The sequence below is a fragment of the Xanthomonas euroxanthea genome (assembly GCF_900476395.1).
GTDB lineage: Bacteria > Pseudomonadota > Gammaproteobacteria > Xanthomonadales > Xanthomonadaceae > Xanthomonas > Xanthomonas euroxanthea.
Window position 1 is genome coordinate 38,608 of record NZ_UIHB01000010.1, and the last position, 24,315, is coordinate 62,922.

A 24,315-nucleotide genomic window follows, 5' to 3' on the forward strand; every position below is an offset into this window, starting at 1 on the left:
CGCGCGGCGTGGAGTGCATCGCGCCGATGCGCTGGCGTTGGCCGACATGCGCGCACCGCAGCTGGTCGCGTCCGCCAGCGGCGAATGCCTTGCCTCGTCGATGACGCACGCACCGCCCCGCGTCCATGACCTGTGGCCCAAGCCCCCGATGGAAGCGAGCTGCTAGGCTTGTCCGCTCCTTGTTGCGTCCAGTCGTTACCGATGCCCAGATTGTTGCCGCTGTCCTTGTTGTTGCTGGCTGTCACCGCGCACGCGCAGTCCGCCACACCGCTCACCATCGAACAGGTGATGGCCGATCCGGACTGGATCGGGCCGTCGGTGGATCAGGCCTGGTGGCAGTGGGACGGCAAGCAGGTGCAATACCTGCTCAAGCGCGATGGCTCACCGGTGCGCGACACCTACCGCCAGGGCGCCGGCGGCGGCACTGCCGAACGCGTGGCCGACAACGCCCGTGCCGGCCTGGATGCGGATAACCCGAGCTACGATGCGACCCGTCAGCGCATGCTGTTTGCGCGCAATGGCGACATCTTCCTGCGCGACCTGCGCTCCGGCGCGCTGACCCAGCTGACCCGCAGCAACGAGGTCGAATCGCGGCCGCAGTTCGCCAGCGATGGCGGTGCGATCTGGCGCGCGGGCAACAACTGGTACCACTGGCGCGCCGACGCCGGCACCGCGCAGGTTGCGGTGGTCAAGGCCGAGCGCGATCCCAACGCTGCGCCCAAGGCCGACGTGTTGCGCGAGCAGCAGCTGGCCACGCTGGCCACACTGCGGCGCGATCGTGAGCAGCGCGATGCCTTACGCGCGCAGGAAGACGCCTGGCGCCGCGCCGATGCCACCCGTGCGGCGGCACCGGTGTATCTGGGCGATGAGGTGGAGATCGTCGACAGCGCGTTGTCGCCGGACGGCCGCCATCTGCTGGTGGTCACCCAGGCCAAGGGCGCCGAAGAGGGCCAGGCCGGCAAGATGCCCAAGTACGTGACCGAATCCGGTTACGAGGAATTCCAGGAAGTGCGCACCCGCGTCGGTCGCAATGCACCGGTGGCGCATGCGCTGTGGCTGGTGGATGTCAGCGCCGGCACCGCCAGAGCGCTGTCGTTCGACACGCTGCCGGGCATTGCCACCGACCCGCTGGCCGCGCTGCGCAAGGCCGCCAGGAAAGATCCGCTCAAGGGCAACCGCGCCGTGCGTGTGGAAAGCGATGGCGACGGCAGCGGGCCGGCGGTGCATTGGAGCGATGACGGGCGCAATGTGGCGGTGGAGATTCGCGCGGTGGACAACAAGGACCGCTGGATCGCCAGCGTGGACCTGGCCAATGCCACCTTGCAGCCGCGGCATCGCCTGAGCGACAGCGCCTGGATCAACTGGGACTTCAACGATTTCGGCTGGCTGCCCGACAACCGCACGCTGTGGCTGCTGTCGGAAGAATCCGGCTATTCGCAGCTGTACACCGTGGAAGGCAACGGCAAGCCGCGCCAGCGCACGCGCGGCAAGTGGGAAGTGTCGATGCCGGTACCCAGCGCCGACGGCAGCAGCATGTTCTTTCTGTGCAATCAGACATGGCCGGGCGACTACGAGGTGTGCAAGCTGGATCTGCGCAGCGACCAGCTCACCGAAGTCACCGCCTTGAATGGCGTGGAAGGCTTCCGTCTGTCGCCGAACGGGCAGCAATTGCTGGTGCGCTATTCCGGCAGCTACCTGCCACCGCAGCTGGCGGTGGTGCCGGCCGCAGGCGGCCAGGCCACGCTGCTGACCGACACCCGCACCCCCGCCTTCAAGGCGCAGCCGTGGATCGCACCGCAGTACGTGCAGGTGCCGTCGCGGCATGGCGCCGGCACGGTCTGGGGCAAGTACTACGGGCCGCAGAACCCCGAGCCCGGCAAGCAGTATCCGATCGTGATGTTCGTGCATGGCGCCGGCTACCTGCAGAACGTCTCGCAGCGCTACACGCCGTATTTCCGCGAGCAGATGTTCCATAACCTGCTGGTGCAGCAGGGCTACATCGTGCTGGACCTGGACTACCGTGCCTCGGAGGGCTACGGCCGCGACTGGCGCACCGCGATCTACCGCAACATGGGCCATCCGGAGCTGGAAGACTACCTGGACGGGCTGGAGTGGCTGGTAACGCAGAAGCAGGGCGACCGTGCGCGCGCCGGCATCTACGGCGGCTCGTACGGCGGCTTCATGACCTACATGGCGCTATTCCGCAGCCCCGGCACGTTCAAGGCCGGCGCGGCGCTGCGTCCGGTCGGCGACTGGATGCAGTACAACCACGAGTACACCTCCAACATCCTCAACACGCCCGAGCTCGACCCCGACGCGTACAAGACCTCATCGCCGATCAACTACGCCGACGGGTTGCGCGACCATCTGCTGATCGCGCACGGCATGATCGACGACAACGTGTTCTTCAAGGACTCGGTCGACATGACCCAGAAGTTGATGGAGCTGCACAAGGACAACTGGCAGGTGGCGCCGTATCCGCTGGAACGCCACAGCTTTACCCGCGCCGATTCGTGGCTGGACGAATACAAGCGCATCCTCAAGCTGTTCAATGAGCAGGTGAAGCCGTAAGCCATGGCGCTGCGACCGGGCGATGGGTGGTACATCGTCCGGCCGATGGCATGTCGCAGCGGCAGCATCCGCATCCTGCAGCAAGCTGCAGGCCAGCCACGTCGCACGCGTGATGCGCCACTGCGTTACGCATGCCACGCGACACCATGTCGGTACTCACCTCCACGTACGCAACTAGCTCTAAGCTTGGCGCAGGATCGGCAGATCGCTGGCGCAGTGCGCTCCCCTCTGCCGGCCCGCCGCCCGACCGGAGCGCCGCCGGCACCGCAGCGGTCTCCACTTCCGCGGCGTGCAGAAGGTAATCGCGATGGGCCTGTGGGACCGTTTGTTTGGACGCAAGACCCCGGTGGCCACGACGCCCCGAACCGAACCCACCGCAGCGCCGGCGGCTGCAGCCGACGACACCGCGACCGACGTCGAGATCGACCCGGCACTGCAGCCCGCACTGACCCTGTTCCAGCGCGGCGATCAGCTGGGCGCCTACAACGCTGCGCAGGCGCAGCTGCACCTGGGTGCCGACGCGCAACGCCTGTGCGCACTGGCGCTGAGTGCGCTGGACCGCTATCACGAGGCGTATCCGCACTGGCTGGCGCTGTACGAGCTCGAACCCACCGCACACAACGCACTGCAGTTGGCGACCACCTCGGTGATGTGCAACGAGATCGATCGTGGCGAGCAGTGGTTGCTGACCTTCGATGATTTGAACGCGCAGGAGCGTTCGACCTCGCCGGCCACCGCACGCACCAGTTTCCTCACCGCGCTGACCCGCGCCGGTCACGGCGCACACGCGTTGCCGCATCTGGAATGGTTGCGCGAAGCCTACGCCGGAATGTCGATCACCGACAGCCACTTCCTCTACGTGCGCGGGCTGCCCTTCCTCGACGCCTTCCTGGAGCGCAGCACACCGTTGTTGCGCCAGTGCCTGCCGGCCGACGCGCTGCCGGGCTGGTACGCGCAACTGCAGCCAGCGCTGGATCCTCCGGGCCAGGCTGCCGTGGCCGCCCATATCGCCTTGCTGCAATGAGCACGCCGGCACCAGCCTCCCGACCACGAGGCGGCTTCGTCACGCCGCTGGCGTGGGTGTCCTTGTTGCTGGGCGTCGTCAGTGCGATGTCCAACCTGTTGCAGATCGTGATGATCGCGCTGATGCCCGACGCGGCGACGCTGGGCCTGCCCGAAGGGATCACCCTGCCCGCCTCGTTGCAGTGGCTGATCGATCATGCCGTGTCATTGTCGGTCGTAGGCGTGGTGCTGTCGGTCGCCTTCGCATGGTTGAGCTGGGCCTTGCTGCAGCGACGCGAGTGGGCGCGGGTCGGGTTCGTAGCGGTGTTGCTGGTGACCGGGCTGCTCAATGTCGGCGGCCTGGCGTTGATCGGGCCGGTGTTCGAGGGCGTGCAGGCGATGCTGCCGGCCGACGTCCTGCACAGCCCCGAGTGGCCGGAGCTGCAGGCACGCCTGCAGGCAACACGCCAGGCGGCGCTGCTGCTGACGGGCCTGGGCGTGCTGGCGATCGGCTGTCTCCACGCAGCGCTGGCATGGCGGTTGTGCACGCCTGCGGTGCGCGCCGAATTTACGGCCTCGCGCAAGGCATGATCGCTGGTTGAAGTTGGCCTGCGTCCCCAGCCATGCACACCGACCATCCCCGATGGTCCGTGCACGCCGCAGCGGGACCTTGGCCAACCGCCACCCCGCTTCTGTTCTTGCCCATACACACCGACCATCCCGACTGGTCCTTGCCCGCCCGCCGCCGCGGGACCTTGGCCCGACCGCCACCCCCGCTTCTGCTCTTTCCATGTACACCGGCCATCCCGACTGGTCCTTGCCCGCCTACCGTCGCGGGACCTTACGCGGCATGGATGCCGCGTAAGAGCCTACAAGGACGTACTTGCGGCGTGTCCTGCGATGGTGGGCGGGCAAGGGCCCTGCAGCAAACCAGCAGATCAACGCCCTGCTTTTTTTGCTTTTGCTTTTGCTTTTGCTCGTGCTTCTGCCTCGCCCACACGCCCAATCCCAACGGAAAACGCCAGGCGTGAAGCCTGGTGTGGGACGACGCAGCAAAGCCTGGCTGCTCATGCGCCCAATCCCCACACGACGCAGCGCCTCGCCCTGCGACAAACGGGCGCGTTTGCCCGACTGCAAGAAGCGCGACGCAGCGCTTAGAATCGTGGCATGAACGAATTCGACCGTGTACGCGATTATTTGACCGGCCTGCAGGATCGTATCTGCGCTGCTGTGGAAGCCATCGATGGCAGCGCGCGTTTTGCCGAAGACCTATGGCAACGCGAGGAAGGCGGTGGCGGACGCACCCGCATCCTGCGCAATGGCGCGGTGTTCGAGCAGGCCGGCATCGGGTTTTCCGATGTGTCCGGCTCGCGCCTGCCGCCGTCAGCCAGTGCGCATCGGCCCGAGCTGGCCGGGGCGACGTGGCGCGCCTGTGGCGTGTCGCTGGTATTCCATCCGCACAATCCGCATGTCCCCACCACCCACGCCAACGTGCGCTACTTCCGCGCCGAGCGCGATGGCGAAGTGGTGGCGGCCTGGTTCGGTGGCGGCTTCGACCTGACCCCGTTCTATCCGGTCGACGAGGACGTGCTGCACTGGCACCGCACCGCGCAGGCACTGTGCGCGCCGTTCGGCGACGAACGCTATGCCGCGCACAAGCACTGGTGCGACGAATACTTCTTCCTGCGTCACCGCAACGAGACCCGTGGCGTGGGCGGGCTGTTCTTCGACGACCTGGGTCAGGATTTCGAACGTGACTTCGCCTACCAGCGCGCGGTCGGCGACGGCTTCCTGGATGCCTACCTGCCGATCGTCACGCGCCGCAAGGACACGCCCTATGGCGAGCGCGAACGCCAGTTCCAGCTCTACCGCCGCGGCCGCTACGTGGAGTTCAACCTGGTCTACGACCGCGGCACGCTGTTCGGCCTGCAAAGTGGCGGGCGTGCCGAAAGCATCCTGATGAGCCTGCCGCCACAGGTGCGCTGGGAATATGGCTTCACGCCGGAACCGAGTAGCGCCGAGGCGCGGCTGATGGACTATCTGGTACCGCGCGACTGGCTGGGCTGAATCCAGATAAAGAACACGGTACTGATGAAACGCTGTGTTGATTAATTGAATTAATACAGCCCATTTAAATTTGTGATTACCAACGGTACCGATGAATGCGCAATGCGCTGAACCGGTTATGTTGCGTAGCAAAATAATTCGACGCCGAAAATAAAAAGCCCCGCAGACCAGGGGGAGGTCGGCGGGGCCAGGGAACGGAAACTTGGGGAGTAGTTTCCGTTCCGAGATCTGCTCCAGGGGATGGGAGAGATCTGACGACAGGCGTTGCGCCCGTCGAGGGATATAACACCATTTTCTACATTGATGGATCGTGAAGATACCTGTTAAAAAAATGTAGAATTTAGCGGTTATTCATTCCATCGGCGCAGGTCCGATACGCATTATGTCTGGTCTGCGCGTTCAGCATATCGGCGCCACTACTGCATCAATGCGCCTCATCCCAGTTGTCGCCAACCCCCGAGTCAACCACGAGCGGCACGCGTAATTCAGCAGCAGACGACATACGCGCGGTCACTTCGCTCAGCAGCGTGTCGACGAAATCGGTCTCGGCTTCGAACACCAGTTCGTCGTGCACCTGCAGGATCATCAGCGCGCGCTGCGCGTGCTCAGCGATCCAGCCGTCCACGCTGACCATGGCGCGCTTGATGATGTCGGCGGCGGTGCCCTGCATCGGCGCATTGATGGCGGCGCGCTCGGCGCCGGCACGCTGGCCCTGGCTGCCGGCGTTGATGAAATCCAGATACAACCGGCGGCCGAACACCGTCTCCACGTAGCCCTTGTCGCGCGCCTGCTGGCGGGTGGTCTCCATGAAGTCGCGTACGCCCGGGTAACGGCTGAAGTACAGCGCGATGTAGTCCTGCGCCTCGCCTCGGCCGATGCCGAGCTGGCGGGCCAGGCCAAAGGCGCTCATGCCGTACATCAGGCCGAAGTTGATCGCCTTGGCGGCGCGGCGCTCATCATTGCTGACGGTGTCGATGGTGCGGCCGAACACCTCGGCGGCGGTGGCGCGGTGCACGTCGGCACCGGACTCGAACGCGCCCACCAGGCCGGGGTCGCCGGACAGGTGCGCCATGATGCGCAGCTCGATCTGCGAGTAGTCGCAGGCGATCAGCTTGCGCCCGGCCGGGGCGACAAAGGCGCGGCGGATGCGGCGGCCGTCCTCGGTGCGGATCGGGATGTTCTGCAGGTTCGGATCGGACGAGGACAGCCGCCCGGTGGCCGCACCGGCCTGGTGGTAGCTGGTGTGCACGCGTCCGGACTGCGGATGGATCATCTCCGGCAGCTTGTCGGTGTAGGTGCTGCGCAGCTTGGTCAGGCCGCGGTATTCCAGGATCACCCGCGGCAGCTCGTGCTGATCGGCGATGGCCTCCAGCGCCTCTTCGTTGGTCGAGGGCTGGCCCTTGGGCGTCTTGACCACCGCGGGGAGCTTGAGCTCGTCGAACAGCAGTGCCTGCAGCTGCTTGGGCGAATCCAGGTTGAAGCTGCGCCCGGCCAGCTCGGTGGCTTTCTGCTGGGCGGCGAGCATGCGCTTGGACAGGTCCGCGCTCTGGCGGCGCAGTTCGGCCGCGTCCACGCACACGCCGTTGGCCTCGATGCGTGCAAGAACCTCCACCAGCGGCATCTCGATGTCGCGGTAGACCTGCTCCAGGCCGGGTTCTGCGGCCAGCTTGGGGCCGAGCACCTGGTGCAGGCGCAGGGTGATGTCGGCGTCTTCGGCGGCGTAGCGGGTGGCGTCCTCCAGGCTGATCTGGGCGAACGGGATCTGCTTGGCGCCCTTGCCGCAGACGTCCTCGTACTTGACCGTGTCATAGCCCAGGTAGCGCTTGGCCAGGCTGTCCATGTCGTGGCGGGCGCTGCCGGAATTGAGCACGAAGCTTTCCAGCAGGGTGTCGTCGCTGTAGCCGGCCAGTGCGATGCCGTGGCGGCGCATCACATGCAGGTCGTACTTGCCGTGCTGGCCGAGCTTGCGTACCGCAGGGTCGGTGAGCAGCGGTGCCAGCTGCGCCAGCGCCTGGGTGCGGTCGAGCTGGGCCGGGGCACCGGGAAAGTTGTGGCCGAACGGCAGATACGCCGCCTGGCCGGGCTCGGCGGCCACGCTCAGGCCGATCAGGTCGGCCTGCAGCGGATCCAGGCTGTCGGTTTCGGTATCGAAGGCGAACTGGCCGGCGGCGCGCAGGCGCGCGATCCAGCCGTCGAGCTGTTCCTGGGTCAGGATGGTCTCGTACTGGCCGGGTGCCGACAGTGCCGGGTCCACCTCCACCGGGGCGCTGACCGGGCCGGACACGAAGCCGGTGCCGCGGGCGCGGCCGGGTTCGGTGCGGGCGCTGGCGGCGGCGGCGCCGAGCGCCATCGGCTCGGTCGGCAGGCCGGCCTGGGCAGCGGCGCCGCCGAGTTCGCGCAGCGCCTGGGTGAAGCCGTAGCGGGCGTACAGCACCGCCAGCGTCTCGGCGTTGGGCTCGCGCAGGTCCAGCGCGCGCGGGCCACTGGCCAGCGTCACGTCGGTCTTGATGGTGACCAGCTCACGGTTGAGCGGCAGCCGCGGCAATGCGGCGCGCAGGTTCTCGCCGATCTTGCCCTTGATCCTGTCGGCGTTGGCGATCACGCCATCGAGCGACTCGTATTCGGCCAGCCATTTGGCGGCGGTCTTGGGGCCGCACTTTTCCACGCCGGGCACGTTGTCGACGGTGTCGCCCATCAGCGCCAGCAGGTCGACGATCTGGTCGGGGCGCACGCCGAACTTGGCGATCACCGCCTCCTCCGAATCCATGCGGCTGCCGCTCATGGTGTTGACCAGCTCGATGCCGGGACGCACCAGCTGGGCGAAGTCCTTGTCGCCGGTGGAGATGGTCACGCTCAGGCCATCGGCGGCGGCCTGCAGGGCCAGCGTGCCGATCACATCGTCGGCTTCCACGCCATCGATACGCAGGATGTCGATGCCCAGCGCATGCACGATGTCGCACATCGGCTGCACCTGCGCGCGCAGCTCGTCGGGCATCGACGGGCGATTGGCCTTGTAGTCGGCATACAGATCGTCACGGAAGGTCTTGCCCGGCGCATCCACCACGAACGCGACATAGGCCGGGCGCTCCTTCAGGGTGGCGCGCAGCATGTTGACCACGCCGAACAAGGCACCGGTGGGCTCGCCCTGGGCATTGGTCAGCGGCGGAAGCGCGTGGAACGCGCGGTACAGGTAACTGGACCCGTCGATCAGGACTAATCTGCTCATGCGCCAATTCTACGCTGCACGCCCACGCTACACCTTGCCAGCGCATACTGGCCGACGACCTAGAACGGATGACGACAATGATCAGAGCGAGTCTTTTGCTGCTGCCGTTACTGCTGCTCGGCGGCTGCGCCACCAGCGGTGCGGTCGGCGATGTGCCGGCCGGCGCGGATGTGACCAGCAAGACCATGGGCAACGGCGACAAGGTCGACGAGTACCGCGTCAACGGCCAGCTGGAAATGGTGCGGGTGACGCCTGCACGCGGGGCGCCCTACTTCCTGTACGACCGCGATCACGACGGGCATACCGATGCCGAGAGGGACAAGGTCAACAAGGTGTATTGGAAGCTGTATAGCTGGTGATTCGGGATTCGGGATCGAATCGGGAATCGGGAATCGTAGAGGGTCGGTCCATTGGCTCTTCAGTCGCTGGTCCCGGTGACGGCACCTTGTGGCGTTGCGGCGGCGAATTGGTGCGCGGGGTCGGTGCGGGTCAGGCCCGGGGCGGGTGCCGCTGGTGGACAGATCTGCAAACCCCACGCTGTGGCCGGCCGGGCGCTGCCCGCCGACGGCAACGGCGGAGGCCGGCACGGTGAGCCGGAGGCGTTGGCCGGATCGAGCAGGCCGGCAGCGGCACTGGTGGCGTTGATGGAGGCCGGCGGCGTGCCGGCTGCGGTGACGGTCCGGATGCCGGCTGATGCGATGGGCACGCCGGCCACGCTGCCAGACGGGGGCCGAGGTACATCGCCAGGCCGACGATGCGCGTCGCGGGCAGGCCGCCGATCAGCATGGTCAGTGCCTTGGCCCTTGGGCGTTGGGCCTCAGGCCCGACCCCCGACACGCCGCCAGACGGTGCCTCGCCGGCGATCATCGGGCACGCGTCCAGGCCTGTCAGGCGCGCGACATGCAGGGCCACGCTCGAACTTTTGCAGTGGTAGCCACGCTCGGCCGGTGGCACCCGGTCAACCCGGCACGGGCTCTCAGCGTTGCGCAACCGTAGCCGTGTTCGGTGCGCTGGCAGTGGCAGGAGGCGCACTGGCCGGGGTGACCTGCGCCAAGGTCAGGCGTGCGGCACGCAACGGCTCCTCGGCATCGCCGTAGATGCCGGTCAGGATCTGCAAGGCCTGCTGTGCGTGAGCGCGCGCGGCAGCCCGCTGGCCGAGCCTGCGCTCGGCCTCGGACATGCCGCGCAGGATCTCGGCGGTCTGTGGATGCCCCCGGCCCAACACACGCAGGGACGGGGCCAGCAATGCGCGTTGTTCGGCCAATGCGGCATCCACCTGCCCGGCATCCAGCAGCCAGAGGGCATGGTTGCTGCGGTAGGTGATGGTGGCTTGCGCATCGTCGCCGAACACGGTGCGCGCACGCTCCATCGCGGCGCGGTAATGCGGGCCGGCCTCGGCCAGCTTGCCCTGCTGACGCAATGCATGGGCCAGGTTGCCTTCCACCATCAAGGTATCGGCGGCGTTATCGCCATAGAGCTTGCGGGTGACGCGCAGCAGCGCGGCCAGTTCGGTTTCGGCTGCGGCAAAATCGCGCTGCATCAGCAGGAACATGGCCAGGCTGTTGCGCATCGGCACGACCAGCGGGTGGTCGGGACCATGTGCGGCAACCCGCTCGCGCAGCAGGCTGCGCTGCAACGCAATCGCCGGGGTCAGTTGCCCGACGTCGGCCAGAATGCCGGCATAGACATTGCCCGCGTCGATGCGTTGGTCGGCAGTGGTGGACGTGTTGGCCACGGCAGCGACATAGGCGTGCCGGCCCTCCATCAGTGCATCGCGCATGCGGCCCTGGCCGCGCAGCGTCCACGCCAGCCACGCACGCATCTCATTGCCCAGCGCCTGCTGCCTCGCGTTGCCGTGCGCTGCCTGCGCCATGCCCTGGCGTAGCGCCTGTTCGGCCTCGCCCGTCTTGCCGGCGCCAGTCAGCGCCTGTCCGAGCATCGACGCTGCCTGCAATGCCTGCAGGCTGGCAGCGCCCTTGCTGCGCTGCGCCAGTGCATGCGCAGTCCGCAGATGCGCCGCCGCCTGCGGATAGTCGGCAAGCGCGATCAGCGTGCGGCCCAGCGTCAGCTCCACCTGGAGACGCGCGTCCGGCTGGTCGGCCAGCTCGCGCGCGGCACGCTGCGACGCCTGCTGCAACACGCGCAGCATCAGCGTCTTGTCCAGGCCCTGCGCAATGCCCGGATCCACGCTGGACAATACCGAACTCATGAAATCGCCGGTGACCTGCGCGCGTTGCGCATCGCGCGCAGCATGTTGCAGCGACCACAACGTTGCGCCCAGGCCGGCAATCAGCGCAGTGGACACCAGGGCGGCAGCCAACACGCCACTGCGGTGGCGCTGGGCAAACTTGCGCACGCGCAACCAATGGCCGGCCTGCAGGGCGCGTGGCGGATACCCGTCCAGCCAGCGATGCAGGTCGTCCATCAAGGCCGACACCGACGCATAGCGTGCACCAGGCTCCGGCGCCAACGCGCACAACAAGATCGCATCCAGGCCATCGCGTAGTTGCTGCTGCAGTCGCGGATGCGTGGTCGCGCGTGCCGCGCAGATCCGCGCACGCGCGTCGGCCGGTACCGCCGCCACGCGTTGCGATGGTGGCTGCGGCAACCCATCGCGCCCGGCCACCGGCGCCAGCCCGCAGCTCAACTCATAGAACATCGCGCCCAGTGCATAGATGTCGCTACGTGCGTCCACGTCCTGCGCGCCGCGCGCCTGTTCCGGACTCATGTAGCCGGGCGTGCCGCGCCCCTGCGCGAAGCGCATGGCCGGGTTGGCCGCATCGATCGCGATGCCGAAGTCGATCACGCCCGGCATCGGCCGCCCGTCGACGTCGCTGACCAAGACGTTGCCGGGCTTGAGGTCGCGATGGATCACGCCTTTCTGGTGCGCATGCTGCACCGCTTCGCTGACCCGCAGCATCAGCAGCACACGCGCCTGCAGCGACAGCAGATGCGCATCGCACCACCAGGTGATCGGCTCGCCGCGCAGGTATTCCATCACCAGGTACGGGCGGCCGTACGCGTCGGTGCCCACGTCGTGGATCTGCGCGATCGCCGGGTGCACCATCTGCGCCAGCAAGCGACATTCAAACTCGAACAACGCGCGGCCCTGCACATCCAGCGCGTCGGCGGCGACCAGCTTGATCGCCACCTCGCGCTCGTACGCACCGTCGGCGCGATGGCCCAGATATACCTGGCCCATGCCACCGGCACCGATCAGACGGTCGATCGCCCATGCACCGAAGCGGGTACCGGCCGGCAGTTCCGGCAATGGCGCGCGCAATGCCGCCACGGCCTGTTTCAACGGTGCGCGGACGCGTAGTGTGGCCTGCGATTCCACTGCCAGCATCGCCAGCAATGTATCGCGCAGCACCACGTCCTCGCCGGCCTGCGCGCGCGCAAACGCCTGGCGCGCGTCCACCGGCAGCTGGCAGGCCTGATGGAACAAGGCTTCCAATCGCTGCCAGGAGGTGGCGGCACTGCTCATAGCTGCGCCGCCAGCCACACCCGCGCAAAGCGCAGATCGCGCTCCAGCGTCGGCACCGATACCTCCAGTTGCGCGGCCGCCTCGGCCACGCTGAAACCCACCAGTTCGGTCAGCGCGAATGCCTTGGCCTTGCGCTCATCCACGCGCGCCAGCTTGTCGAAGGCATCGGCAACCATCAGCAATGCCTCCGGCCGCGGCGCGCCATCGGACAGGCTGATCGTCAATGTTACCGCCTGCCCGAGCCGCTTGGCGCTGGCCTGCCGCCGCGCCAGATCCACCAACAGATGGCGCATCTGCAGCGCGGCGACCGAATAGAAATGCGCGCGCGACTGAAACCCCTGCTGGCCCTGCTCCAGCCGCATCCACGCCTCATGTACCAGCTCGGTCGCCTGCAAGCCCGCGCGTGCATCGCGCCGCAGCGCCCGCAACGCGGTCTCGCGCAGCGCCGTGTACACCTGCCGCGCCAACGCATCGCCCGCGCCGGGTTCGTCGCGCTGCCAGGCCTGCAACAACTCGGTGATCGGCAGCTCGGACATCGGGCCATCTCGCCTGCGTGAGAACCCAGTATCCCGCATTGGCGATCGGGTGGGCGTTTCAAAACCAAACGGTTTAGCTCGCTCGATCAGCCGGGGCTTGGTACCCAAGCATCCCGCGCAACGGTCAGCCTGCCATGCTGCATTTTCTCCAGCCAGCGCCGTTCCCGACCCCGACCTCGATGCGATGCCGTTGCGATTGGCTTTGCGTTGGCCGCCACCCAAGGCACAGGCAGGGTCCATGCAGCTTTCCAGCGCCGCGGTGCATCGAGGAAGGGGCCGGCCGGTTGGCCTGGATCGGCATCGATCACACCGACGCGTGACGCAGCGCCGGGTTCACGAAACGCGGTGATGGCCTGGCGCCGCTTTTCTCGGTTGGTCAGATGACAGGCCCCGGGGAGCGGGCCGCAGGTAGCACCCGCATGAGCAACACCGGCTATGACAACGCCATCGTCCCGCAGGCCTCCGCATTGGTGGAGGCGCACGCGCCGCTGATGAGCGAGCTGCTGGCCTACATCGAGCAGCATATCGGCGAAGCCGAGCTCGGTACCGAGTCCCTGCAGCAGGCATTCGCGGTGTCGCGTGCGTCGTTGTACCGGCTGTTCCAGTCGCGTGGCGGGGTGGCCCGCCATATCCGCGAGCGGCGCCTGTGCACCGCGCACCGCTATCTGCAGGCCTACCCGGAGTGCAGCCTGACCTGGTTGCTGTACGAAGTGGGCTTTGCATCGGAGCGCCAGTTCCAACGCTGTTTCCAGCAGCGTTTCGGCATGCCGCCGGTGCAGTGGCGCCGCCAGTGCCGTGCCGCGCAGCCGACGCATGCGCCACGCCGCGGGCACGCCATGCCGCTATGGCGCTTCATGCGCGAACTGAGCCCGCACCCGCTCCGGGAAGACGCGCCGGAGCGTACCGGCATGCCGCCGGTGCGCTCCGCAGCCTTGCTGGATCGCGACCTGCTGCATCCCGAAGCGCTACGGCGTCTTGCACACGCCACACGCCTTGCTGCAGCTCGGCCGGAGCCGATGGAACGCTGATCCAATCGGCGTAGGAGCGGTGCCTGCGCGCGATGGGATGTTGCCGGTAACGCTTCGTCGCGCTCGGGCGCGCTCCTACGAAAAGACGTGCCGCCAAGAGGATGTGCGATTTGAGCGCGCGATGCGCTCCCGGTGGTCCTGCGCAGCAAGACGTCCGGCAGTCAGCGGATCACCAGCACCGGAATCGAACTGTGCGTGAGCACTTCCACCGTCTGGCTGCCGAGCAGCACGCGGCGCATGCCGCGGCGGCCGTGCGAGGTCATGATGATCAGATCGCTGTTGCACTCCTTGGCGGTCTGCACGATGCCTTCGGCGGCGAAGCGGTCCAGCACGTGGCGCGAGGTGGCCTTGATATTGGCCGCGGCTGCCAGCTCCAGCGCCGGGCGCAGGATCTTCTCTGCGGCAGCTTCGCGTTCCTTGCGGTACTCCGGACTTGCCTCGTAGCCCACGCTCCAGCCCATCGCGTCGTACATGCCCATCGCCCACGGCTCGGACACGGTGACGATGTCCACCTTGGCACCGGTGGCCTTCGCCAACTCCAGGCCTTGGAACAACCCGCGATGCGACAACTCGGACGCATCGATGGCGATCAGGATACGTTTGTACATGGTGACCTCCTTGGATGACCGGCCTGGCTGCCGGTGGAATTCAGCCTGACAGTCCGCTGCGGCACACGCCTTGATCCGCATCAATGCCGCCACGCGGGTTGCTGCAATACTCAATCGGTTGGCGCTGCATCGGCAGCGTCGCGGCGTGCACGTATACGCGCCGGATTGCCCAGCGCGGTCGCGCCGGCCGGCACATCGCGGGTGACCACTGCGCCGGCGCCGATCACCGCATCATCGCCGATGCACACGCCCGGCAGGATGATCGCACCACCACCGATCCACACGTTGCGCCCGATCCGGATCGGTCGCCCGAACTCCAGCCCGCTGGCGCGTCCTGCCGCGTCGCGCGGATGGTCGGCGGCATAGAACTGCACCGCCGGGCCCACCTGCGTGCCCTCGCCGATGCTGACCTCGCAGACATCCAGGATCACGCAGTTGAAGTTGAGGAACACGCCGGCGCCCAGGCGGATGTTGTAGCCGTAGTCGCAATGAAACGGCGGGCGGATCACCGCGCCTGCACCCACCTCGGCCAAGCGCTCGACCAGCAGCGCGTGCCGGTGGGCAGACGGCTGCGCGGCGCTGGCGTTGTAGCGCGCCATCCAGTCGGCCGCGGCCGTCTGGTCGGCCTGCAGTTGGCCATCGGCAGCGTTGTAGAGCTCGCCTGCCAGCATCTTATGTTTTTCGGTGCGCATCGGGCCGTGGGTCTGTCTGCGTTCGATTCGAACGCAAGGGTGTCACGGATGCCGCAGTGAATGCATCGGGCGATGCACCAATGCTGCCGGCAGTGCCTTCATGCCGATGACACTGTCCGGCCGGATCGGGACACGGCTGCCGCGTACCGAACACACCCCGCGATGCAGGCGATTGCTCGCCCCGCTTACACCACCGTCAGATTCGCGTAGGCCATCACCAGCCACTTGGCGCCGACGTCGTCGAACTGCACCTGCACCCGCGCATGCCCACCGGCGCCTTCATAGTCCACGACCACGCCGCCGCCGAACTTGGGGTGTTGGACATTGGCACCGAGCTTGATCGGTGCGGCTTCGACCACGCCGTGTACCGGTCCGCCGCGCGTCGCGCCCAGCGACGCGGTGCGCGAGACCTGCACTTTCGGGCGTACCTCGTGCAGCAACTCGCGCGGGATTTCGCGCAGGAAGCGCGAGGGCACGTTGTAGTTGTCCTGGCCGTGGATGCGCCGCGATTCGGCGTAGCACAGCACCAGCTTCTGCCGCGCGCGGGTGATGCCCACATAGGCCAGGCGCCGCTCTTCTTCCAGCCGGCCGCTTTCTTCCAGCGAGCGTGCGCTGGGGAACAGGCCATCTTCCAGGCCGACCAGGAACACGATGGGGAATTCCAGGCCCTTGGCCGAATGCAGCGTCATCAGCTGCACGCCTTCTTCGCCGGCCTGCGCCTGGCCTTCGCCGGCTTCCAGCGAGGCATAGGCCAGGAAGGCCACCAGCTCGGTCATGCCCTGGCTGTCTTCATCGTCCGGGCGGGTGAAGCGCGAGGCCACCGACACCAGTTCGTCCAGGTTCTCGGTGCGCGATTCCGAATCCAGCCCGCTGCGGCTTTCCTTGGCCCAATGCTCGCGCAGGCCCGAACGCATCAGCACGTGGTCGATGCGCTCGGCCAGTTCCATCTGTCCGGTTTCGGCATGCAGCTGGCCGACCAGGCTCAGGAACGTGGCCAGCGCATTGCGGGCGCGCGCGGCCAGGGTGTTTTCCTGCGTGCACAGCATCGCCGCTTCCCATAGCGACAAGGCGTTGGCGCGTGCCAGGCGGCGCACTTCATCCAGCGTGCGATCGCCGATGCCGCGTGTCGGCGTGTTGACCGCGCGCTCGAACGCGGCATCGTCGCTGCGGTTGGTGAGCAGGCGCAGGTACGCCAATGCATCCTTGATTTCGGCGCGCTCGAAGAAGCGCATGCCGCCATACACGCGGTACGGCAGCTGCTCGGAAATCAGCGCTTCTTCCAGCGCGCGCGACTGCGCGTTGCTGCGATACAGCACCGCCACTTCGCCGTAACTGCCGCCGTCGCGCACCCACTGCCGTGCGCGCTCGACCACATAGCGCGCCTCGTCGACCTCGTTGTAGGCCGCGTACAGGTCGATCGGATCGCCGTCGCCGGAGTCGGTCCACAGCTGCTTGCCGATGCGGTCCGGGTTGTGCGCGATCACCGCATTGGCCGCGCCCAGGATATTGGCGCTGGAACGGTAGTTCTGCTCCAGCCGCACGGTCTGCGCGCCGGGAAAATCCTTCAGGAAGCGCTGGACGTTCTCGACCTTGGCGCCGCGCCAGCCGTAGATGGCCTGGTCGTCGTCGCCGACCACGAACACATGCCCGGTCTCGCCGGCCAGCACGCGCACGAAGGCGTACTGGATGGCATTGGTGTCCTGGAATTCGTCGACCAGGATCTCGCGGAAGCGCGCACGGTAATGCGCCAGCAAGGCCGGGGTGTCGCGCAGCAGTTCATGCGCGCGCAGCAGCAACTCGGCGAAATCCAGCAGGCCGGAGCGGTCGCAACGTTCCTGGTAGGCCGCGTACACCTGCCGGCGCACCTCGGTCCAGTCGTCGTTGGGCTCGGGCTGGATATGCTGCGGACGGCGGCCTTCGTCCTTCTGCTCGTTGATCCACCAGCTCATCTGCTTGGGCGGATACTTGCCCTCGTCCAGCTCCAGCGCCTGCACCACGCGCTTGACCAGCCGCAGCTGGTCGTCGCTGTCCATGACCTGGAAGCCTTCCGGCAGTCGCGCGTCCTGCCAGTGCAGGCGCAGCAACCGATGCGCCAGCCCATGGAAGGTGCCGATCCACATCCCGCGGCTGCCGTTGCGCAGCTGCAGGTCGGTACGGTGGCGCATTTCGCCGGCGGCCTTGTTGGTGAAGGTCACCGCGAAGATGCCGTGATTGGGCACGCCCTGGACTTCGTTGAGCCAGGCGATGCGATGGATCAGCACGCGCGTCTTGCCGGAGCCGGCGCCGGCCAGCACCAGGTAATGCCCCGGCGGCGCGGAAACGGCCTCGCGCTGGGCGGGGTTTAAATGATCGAGCAAATGAGAGACATCCACCGCCGTATTTTACCGGTTGTGGCGTCGCTGCGGCTGAGATTGCGATGAAGCGGTTGGGAATGCGGCGCTGCGCCCTGCCCTCATCCGCCCTGCCGGGCATCTTCTCCCAATGGGAGAAGGACGTAAGGCCCCTCTCCCGTTGGGGCGAAGAGGCGCCGCTTGCACGCCATTGGCGCGCGTGTCCTGGATCGCCCGCGTCGCAAGACGTGGGCCGCGCCCGAACCCGGGCCCGGGCGCGGAGCGGGGGGGTCGGGGTGAGGGTACGAGGCGAAGCAGTCGGTGCATCACGTCCGAAGGCGCGTGGCGACGCGTTTGTCACTGCAGGCACTGGTAGATGTCTGAGCGCCCTCATCCGGCACTACGCGCCACCTTCTCCCGGCGGGAGAAGGGAGCGACGCCGATCAATCACCGCCCAAGCAGTCCCAACACATCCCGCGCAATCGCCGCTGCCTGCTCACGCAGCTCCGGTACCGCCAGGCTCTCCCACAACGAACCGATCCGCAGGCTGCCGATCACCCGCAGCCGCGGATTGGCGCGCCCATCGGCATCGATCAGGCAGCCATCGGCATCGGTATCCACCCCGATCCCATGCGGCCCGGCGACCGCAATGCCCTGCCCCAGCAGTTGCTGCAGCAGCGGGTTGCGCATCGCCTGCACGCGCATTTCCACGCCGGTGGCGTTGACCAGCGTCTGCACATCCAGCTGCAGCGCATGCCCGGCACTGGCGCCGGCACTGAGCCGCACGCAGGCACCGGCCTGGTACGCCACCTCCAGCCGCGCGCGATGCAGCTGCAATTGCCCGCGCGCGCGCATCGCCTGCAGCTGCGCATGCACCGGCGCAGCGATGCGGTGGCGATGCACATCCCAATAGCGCACCACATGGCGCAGGAAGCGGCGTTGGTCGGCGATCGACAGCGTTTGCCACAAGGCCTGGCTCAGCGGGCGCAGACGCTCCATCACGCTCTGCCAGGGCAGGCCTTGCGCCATCGCAACCCGCGCATGCTGCCGCACGCTGCGCATCCGCGCACGCAGCGGCAGCGCCAGCAACGGCTGCGGATCGAAGTCCGCCGCAACGCAGTGCACCTGTGGCAACGGCAGCAGCCCATGCCGCGACACCACGTGTACCGCCCCACGATGCGCCTGTGCGGCCAGCGTCACCACCGTGTCGGCCATGCTCAGTCCCGAGCCGACGATGCACACCGCCGCCTCCTGCGGCAAAGCGGCGACCGCCTCGGTATCCCAGGCTTCCACCCGCTGCGCTGCCGACAGGCCGGTGGCCCCGCGCAGTGGCAACGGCCGCAACGCATTGCCTACCGCCAGCACCACGCTGGTGGCCTGCAGGGTCTGTCCATCGTCGAGCTGCAACAGCGCGCCATCGGCATCGCATTGCAATGTCTGTACGCGGGCGCCGTGCACGGTGAGCGTCGCCGGACCCTGCGCACGCGCAGCCTGCAGGCGATTGCGCAGGTAAGGCGCGTAGTGCCGACGCCCGACGAAGTGCTGCGGCAGCTGCGCGTCCTCCAGCTCCGGGCAGCAGCTGTGCGCACGCAGGTAATCGACGAAATCCTGTGGCGCCTCCACCAACGCACTCATCCGCGCGGCGGGCACGTTGAGCAGATGTTCCGGCCGCGTGGTGGAGTAGGCCACGCCCTCGCCCAGCACCGCGTGCGGCTCGATCAGCACGATCTGCAGCGGCGCCACGGCCTGACGTAGCAGCTGCAGCGCCACCAGCACACCGGATGCGCCACCGCCAACGATGGCGATCACTGCATCGCCGGGATCACGCAGTTCATTCATCCGGCAATTGTAGGCGATGCGTCGCGTCGCACCGATGACAGTGGCCATGCCAGCCGCAATGGCCGGGGTAGCGCAACGCCGCGCAGGCATGCCGGTCACCTGACGCGCCCACCCGCCAGAGCGATCGCCCGACGCGTCCGTTCGAGCGCGGGCACGCCCGCACCCGGTAAGACCTTGCTGGCCCACGCCTGCACCCAGCATGACGCCTGCCATCGCAGGCACCACCCACGCTCCAACGGGCACTGCACCGCGTGAACCGGGCAACACACGCAAGGTCTACATCAACGCATCGGCCAGGCGTGCAATGCCCTCGCGGCTGCGGCGCCAGGCCGGGCGCGTGCGCCACTGCTCCAGGTCCAGCTGGCGGGCGTTGGCCAGGTAATCCTGCTCAATCACACGCAACCGCTGCACCACGCCCCGGTCGTAGCAGAGCATGCCGATCTCGGCGTTGAGCGCGAACGAGCGGATGTCCAGGTTGATCGAGCCGACCAGTGCGATGTCCTCATCCATGCTCAGGTGCTTGGCATGCAGGAAGTGCGGGCGGTACAGCGCGATCTTGACCCCGCAGCGCAGCAGCTCCTCGAAATACGCCTCCTGCGCCCAGGCCGCCAGGACCTGGTTGTTGCTCTCCGACAGGATCAGCTGCACATCCACGCCGGACACCGCAGCGATGCGCAAGGCGCTGAGCAAGGCTTCGTCGGGAACGAAGTACGGCGTCACCAGCACCACCTTGCGGCGCGCCAGATGGATCACCGCGTTGATCGCATCGCGTGCATTCTCGAACGGATACGCCGGCCCGCTGGGCAGCAACTGCGTGGCGATGTTGGCCTCGCAGACCGGTGCGTCCGGCCACACGTCAAGGCGCTGCCCGGTTTCGGTGAACCAGTCGCTGGCGAATACCGCTTCCAGATGATTGACCACCGGCCCGCGCACGCGCGCCACCAGCTCGCGATTGGGCACGCCATCGATGAAGCCGGCCTCGGCCAGATTCTGCGAGCCGACGAAACCCACCTGGTTGTCGATCACCGCAATCTTGCGATGGTTGCGCAGATCCATGCGCCCGCTGCGGCGCCAGCGCAGGCCGCCGGGCAATACCGCCAGCACGTCCACGCCAGCATCCTGCAGCCGCTTGCGGTAATGGCGCAGACCGCGCTTGGCGCCCACCGCATCCAGCAGCACGCGGCAACGCACGCCGCGCGCACTGGCGCGTTGCAGCGCAGCGACCACTGCATCGCCCACCGCATCGTCGAACATCAGGTAATACAGCAGGTGCACGCGCTTTTGCGCCGTGTCGATCGCCGTGACCAGGGCCTGCAGCGATTGCGCGTAGTCGTCCAGCAACTCCACCGCATTGCCCAGGGTGGGCATGAAATCGCCCTGGCGTTCGATCAGCGGCACCACCTCGGCGCTGCTGGTATCCGCCTGCGGGGTCCAGCGCAAGGCGTGCAGGGGCAGTTGCTGCTCGCGGATCACCTGCGAGGCGGTGGCCTGGCGTTCCACCCGCACCCGCGATAGCCACGGATGCCCGAACAGCAGATACAGCGGCAGGCCGACCACCGGCACGAAGCCGATCAGCAGCAACCAGCTACGCGCTGCACCGGGCGTGGTGCGGGCCGGAATCCACAACAGTGCGGCCAGGCGAATCACCCAGTCCAGCGCCAGCAGCCAGGTCCCTTGCAACCAGTCAGGCAGCATCAGCAATCCGTTCTCAAGAAGGTTCCAATTCTGACCGCCCGGTGTGTGAACGCAACGGGGCGGGCGCGTCGATCGGCACGCAATAGCGAAACGGCCCGCCCTGTGCATCGGCCGGCTGCACGCGCTCGGCGCAGACCTGCCGCAGCGTCTGCACGAATGCCGACTGCGCGCGGGTGGGATGCCAGTCGCTGCGAAGCGTCATGCCGATCTGGCGGCGCAGTTGCGGCCCGGCGCGGCCGATCTCGCACAGCAACCCGGCGCGGCGCTCGAACAGGAACTGGTCGCGCGACATCAGCGTGAGCCAGTCGCCTTCCAGCAGCAGCCCGCGGATGGTCAGTTCCGCGCCGCATTCGATGCGCAGTGCCGGTGGCTCGATCTGCTGATCACGAAACATGCGCTCCCAGCGCGCGCGCACCGGCGTGCCGGTGGTGGCGATCACCCAGGGATAGTCCAGCAGCTGCGCAAACGCATAGGTGCGCCCGGCCAGCGGGTGCCCGCTACGCGCCACGATCACCGGCTCGTCGTCGAACAATGGCTCCTGCAGCACATCGCGCAGCGGCAACGGCTCGCGCAGCGCACCGATCAGCAGATCCAGCCCGCCCTCGCGCAGATGCGCCAGCAATTCGGCATACGGGCCTTCGACCACGTTGACGCTGGCACCGGGATGCGCGCGCGCAAACCGCGCCAGGACCTGCGGCAGCAGGATCGCCCGCGCCAACGGCATCACCCCCAGCGCGATCCGGCCGGCATGCTGCGAGCGCAGCCCGGCAACGTCGTCCAGGCCGGCGCGCAATTCGGCCAGCGCCAGGCGCACCTGCCGCAACAGCCGCGTGGCCACCGGCGTGGCTTGCACGGTCTTGCCGCGACGCACCGTCAGCGGTACCTCGACCACATCGGCCAGCGACTGCACCGCGCGGTAGATCGCCGGCTGCGAGACCCCGGCGCGCGCCGCGGCCAGCGAATAGCTCCCCGCCAGGTCCACCGCGACCAACGCCTGCAGCTGCCCCAGCGAAACCCGTCGCTCCAGGCCGGGGCGCGCCGGCAGCCGCAGCGCCCGCCGTGCCACCCGGATGCCGCGCCCCAGTTGCGCCAACGCCCGCTCGATGCGCGGCACCAGCAGCTGCGTGGCCTCGGTGGCGACCATGCCGCCCGGATGCCGCTCGAACAGGCGCGCACCGAGCTGCTGTTCCAGCCGCGCCACCGCCTGCGTCAATGCCGGCTGCGACAGGTTCACCTGCGGCGCGGCCGCGCTGATGCTGCCCAGCCGATGCACCACGGCCAGGGCGTACAGATGGCGAAGGTTCGGCTCGGGAGTCGGCGGCATGCTCTAACTATAAGCAAAACCAATATGCATACCTCAAATGAATCTTGAGCCAGCAGGCGATCGCTGCACAGACTCGGCGCACTCCTAACGAGGATGGATGGATGAGCCAGGTCGTCACCCGGATCGCGCGCACCCCGCTGGCCATCGTCGACGGGCTTGCGCAGGCCGGCGTGGCCACCGTGCACGAGGCGCAGGGGCGCAGCGGCCTGCTGCATCATCGGCTGCGCCCGATCTACACCGGCTGCCGCATCGCCGGCACCGCCGTCACCGTGTCGATCCCGCCCGGCGACAACTGGATGATGCATGTGGCCATCGAGCAGCTGCAGCCTGGCGATGTGCTGGTGGTCGCGCCAACCAGCGCCTGTTGCGACGGCTACTTCGGCGATCTGCTGGCCACCTCGGCGCAGGCGCGCGGCTGCCGCGGGCTGGTCATCGATGCCGGGGTCCGCGATGTACGCGACCTCACGGCGATGCAGTTTCCCGCCTGGAGCCGCGCGATCTGCGCGCAGGGCACCATCAAGGAGACGCTGGGTTCGGTCAACGTGCCGCTGGTCTGCGCCGACGCGCTGGTGCAACCGGGCGATGTGGTGGTGGCCGACGACGATGGCGTCTGCGTGGTGCCACGCGCCACCGCTGCCGCCGTGCTGGCCGAAGCGCAGGCGCGCGAAGCGCGCGAGCTGCTCAAACGCGAGCGCCTGGCACGCGGCGAACTGGGCCTGGACATCTACGCCATGCGCGAACGCCTGGCGGCCAAGGGCCTGCGCTATGTCTGAGCACGTCCGCGCGATGTGGATGCGCGGCGGCACCTCCAAGGGCGGCTTTTTCCTGGCCGATGAGCTGCCGGGCGAGCGCGCCGCGCGCGATGCCTTCCTGCTGCGCGCCTATGGCTCGCCGGATGTCCGCCAGATCGACGGCATGGGCGGCGCCGACCAGCTGACCTCCAAGGTGGCGGTGGTGTCGCGCTCGGCGCGCGCCGATGCCGACGTGGACTATCTGTTCCTGCAGGTGTCGGTGGAACAGGCACAGGTCAGCGACGCGCAGAACTGCGGCAACATGCTGGCCGGGGTTGCGCCGTTCGCACTGGAACGCGGCCTGTTGCCGGCACGCGATGGCGAGACCGAGGTGCGCATCTTCATGCGCAACACCGGCACGCTGGCCACCGCCAGCGTGCAGACGCCCGGCGGCCAGGTGCGCTACGACGGCGACGCCCGCATCGACGGCGTGCCCGGCACCGCCGCACCGATTGCGCTGGCATTTGCCGACATCGCCGGCTCCTCGTGCGGCGCCTTGCTGCCCACCGGCAACCGTGCCGATCTCCTGGATGGCGTGCAGGTCACGCTGATCGACAACGGCATGCCCTGCGTGGTGCTGCGCGCCAGCGATCTTGGCATCAGTGGCTACGAAGACCGCAGCACGCTCGATGCCGACGACGCGCTGAAAAGCCGCCTGCAATCGCTTCGTCTACAGGCCGGCCCGTTGATGCGGCTGGGCGATGTTGCCGAGGCCACCGTGCCGAAGATGATGCTGGTCGCCGCCCCGCGCCACGGCGGCGCGATCAGCGTGCGCTCGTTCATTCCGCACCGCTGCCATGCCTCGATCGGCGTCCTCGGCGCCGTCACCGTGGCCACCGCCTGCCTGCTGCCCGGTTCGCCCGCCCATGCGCTGGCGCAGCTGCCCGGCGGCAGCACGCAGCAGCTGGAGGTCGAACATCCCAGCGGTGCGAGCAGCTGCGTCATCACCGTAGACACGCACGGCGAGGTGGTGCGTGCCGCGGTGCTGCGCACCGCACGCAAACTGTTCGATGGGCAGCTGTATGGCTGAGCGGATGGATGCGCCAGCGGGCTGGATCGATGGCCATCGCCAATGCCACGCCCGCTCCCTGCGCCTGCCTTGCAGCGTGGCCGGCACCA

Annotated in this window: 17 protein-coding genes; 8 read left to right on the forward strand and 9 right to left on the reverse strand. The window is 67.7% G+C overall.

The window, feature by feature from the left end:
• The first annotated feature begins 210 nt into the window (after positions 1–210).
• The 4 genes from CPBF1521_RS20220 (at position 211) to hemF (ending at position 5,640) form a co-directional block, all read left to right on the forward strand.
• Positions 211–2,571 carry a S9 family peptidase gene (locus tag CPBF1521_RS20220; RefSeq protein ID WP_164740286.1) on the forward strand — a complete coding sequence of 787 codons (2,361 nt, stop codon included), beginning with the start codon at positions 211–213 and terminating at the stop codon, positions 2,569–2,571.
• 307 nt (positions 2,572–2,878) lie between these two features.
• A complete protein-coding gene (locus tag CPBF1521_RS20225; protein ID WP_115678081.1) occupies positions 2,879–3,595 on the forward strand; it encodes a hypothetical protein in 717 nt (238 codons plus the stop codon).
• Positions 3,592–4,164, forward strand: a complete 573-nt coding sequence (locus CPBF1521_RS20230) for a hypothetical protein (RefSeq protein WP_104585181.1) — start codon at positions 3,592–3,594, stop codon at positions 4,162–4,164. Before CPBF1521_RS20225 ends, CPBF1521_RS20230 begins: the two co-directional genes overlap by 4 nt.
• 576 nt (positions 4,165–4,740) lie before the next feature.
• On the forward strand, positions 4,741–5,640 hold the full coding sequence (hemF, locus tag CPBF1521_RS20240) for an oxygen-dependent coproporphyrinogen oxidase (RefSeq protein WP_115678083.1): 900 nt from the start codon (positions 4,741–4,743) through the stop codon (positions 5,638–5,640).
• A 424-nt stretch (positions 5,641–6,064) separates the two neighbouring features.
• On the opposite strand, the gene polA is transcribed toward hemF, so the two are convergent.
• Positions 6,065–8,866, reverse strand: coding sequence for a DNA polymerase I (polA, locus tag CPBF1521_RS20245; RefSeq protein ID WP_115678084.1), 2,802 nt, complete (start codon positions 8,864–8,866; stop codon positions 6,065–6,067).
• A 77-nt stretch (positions 8,867–8,943) separates the two neighbouring features.
• Between polA and CPBF1521_RS20250 the strand changes: the two genes are divergently transcribed.
• Positions 8,944–9,225: a DUF2782 domain-containing protein gene (locus tag CPBF1521_RS20250; protein ID WP_104585172.1), complete on the forward strand. Its 282-nt coding sequence runs from the start codon at positions 8,944–8,946 to the stop codon at positions 9,223–9,225.
• Positions 9,226–9,842: 617 nt separating this feature from the next.
• On the opposite strand, the gene CPBF1521_RS20255 is transcribed toward CPBF1521_RS20250, so the two are convergent.
• Both CPBF1521_RS20255 and ecfK read right to left on the reverse strand, forming a co-directional pair.
• Entirely contained in the window at positions 9,843–12,371 is a 2,529-nt protein-coding gene (locus CPBF1521_RS20255; RefSeq protein ID WP_115678085.1) for a serine/threonine-protein kinase, read from the reverse strand.
• Positions 12,350–12,889, reverse strand: a complete 540-nt coding sequence (gene ecfK / locus CPBF1521_RS20260) for an ECF-type sigma factor EcfK (protein ID WP_104650338.1) — start codon at positions 12,887–12,889, stop codon at positions 12,350–12,352. The genes CPBF1521_RS20255 and ecfK overlap by 22 nt, the downstream gene beginning before the upstream one ends.
• A gap of 353 nt (positions 12,890–13,242) precedes the next feature.
• Between ecfK and tagK the strand changes: the two genes are divergently transcribed.
• On the forward strand, positions 13,243–13,917 hold the full coding sequence (gene tagK / locus CPBF1521_RS20265) for a transcriptional regulator TagK (protein ID WP_115678086.1): 675 nt from the start codon (positions 13,243–13,245) through the stop codon (positions 13,915–13,917).
• Positions 13,918–14,078: 161 nt separating this feature from the next.
• Here tagK and CPBF1521_RS20270 read toward each other — a convergent pair whose 3' ends face one another.
• From CPBF1521_RS20270 to CPBF1521_RS20300, 6 genes are all read right to left on the reverse strand, one after another.
• The gene (locus tag CPBF1521_RS20270; protein ID WP_104585166.1) at positions 14,079–14,525 is read right to left on the reverse strand and encodes a universal stress protein; all 447 of its coding nucleotides are present in this window, start codon (positions 14,523–14,525) and stop codon (positions 14,079–14,081) included.
• A 110-nt stretch (positions 14,526–14,635) separates the two neighbouring features.
• Positions 14,636–15,217, reverse strand: a complete 582-nt coding sequence (locus CPBF1521_RS20275; protein ID WP_115678087.1) for a sugar O-acetyltransferase — start codon at positions 15,215–15,217, stop codon at positions 14,636–14,638.
• Positions 15,218–15,402: 185 nt separating this feature from the next.
• Positions 15,403–17,589, reverse strand: coding sequence for a DNA helicase II (uvrD, locus tag CPBF1521_RS20280; RefSeq protein ID WP_115678088.1), 2,187 nt, complete (start codon positions 17,587–17,589; stop codon positions 15,403–15,405).
• Between the two features lie 405 nt (positions 17,590–17,994).
• A complete protein-coding gene (locus CPBF1521_RS20290; protein ID WP_115678220.1) occupies positions 17,995–19,386 on the reverse strand; it encodes an FAD/NAD(P)-binding protein in 1,392 nt (463 codons plus the stop codon).
• A gap of 276 nt (positions 19,387–19,662) precedes the next feature.
• Positions 19,663–21,081, reverse strand: coding sequence for a cardiolipin synthase (cls, locus tag CPBF1521_RS20295; RefSeq protein WP_115678089.1), 1,419 nt, complete (start codon positions 21,079–21,081; stop codon positions 19,663–19,665).
• 13 nt (positions 21,082–21,094) lie between these two features.
• Positions 21,095–22,405, reverse strand: a complete 1,311-nt coding sequence (locus tag CPBF1521_RS20300) for a LysR family transcriptional regulator (RefSeq protein ID WP_115678090.1) — start codon at positions 22,403–22,405, stop codon at positions 21,095–21,097.
• Between the two features lie 101 nt (positions 22,406–22,506).
• On the opposite strand from CPBF1521_RS20300, the gene CPBF1521_RS20305 reads away from it, so the two are divergent.
• Both CPBF1521_RS20305 and CPBF1521_RS20310 read left to right on the forward strand, forming a co-directional pair.
• Positions 22,507–23,178 (forward strand): 4-carboxy-4-hydroxy-2-oxoadipate aldolase/oxaloacetate decarboxylase, encoded by a 672-nt coding sequence (locus CPBF1521_RS20305; protein WP_104585158.1) that lies wholly within the window; start codon positions 22,507–22,509, stop codon positions 23,176–23,178.
• Positions 23,171–24,226: a 4-oxalomesaconate tautomerase gene (locus CPBF1521_RS20310; RefSeq protein ID WP_115678091.1), complete on the forward strand. Its 1,056-nt coding sequence runs from the start codon at positions 23,171–23,173 to the stop codon at positions 24,224–24,226. Before CPBF1521_RS20305 ends, CPBF1521_RS20310 begins: the two co-directional genes overlap by 8 nt.
• Positions 24,227–24,315 lie beyond the last annotated feature (89 nt).